This is a genomic window from Paenibacillus sp. sgz302191, assembly GCF_057749925.1.
In genome coordinates this window covers 1-314 of record NZ_JBYLHY010000126.1, presented here as the reverse complement: position 1 = coordinate 314, position 314 = coordinate 1, and the positions used below count along the sequence as shown (strand labels likewise).

Here is a 314-nt window from a genome sequence, read left to right as displayed (position 1 = left end):
ATCCTCCGTGTGCTCTTTCTAGCTTAACCACTAGAATGTACTTTCATTAACTGTTGTGACACAGTCAACGAAAAGGATTTCTAAGTTTCACGCTTTACGTTTCGTTTCGTTATCTAGTTTTCAAGGAGCAAAACTTACTATTGAAAGGATTGACCTTTCAAAACTGAACACGAGTGAAGAAGCTTTATTGTCCGACAACCTGCAGTTGTCATGGACTCCATAGAAAGGAGGTGATCCAGCCGCACCTTCCGATACGGCTACCTTGTTACGACTTCACCCCAATCATCTACCCCACCTTCGGCGGCTGGCTCCTT

General features: G+C 44.3%; 1 rRNA gene. It reads right to left on the bottom strand.

Annotation, left to right across the window (positions count from 1 at the left end):
* Positions 1-223: 223 nt before the first annotated feature.
* Positions 224-314, bottom strand: a 16S ribosomal RNA gene (locus AC3G2T_RS38895); the annotation flags it as partial.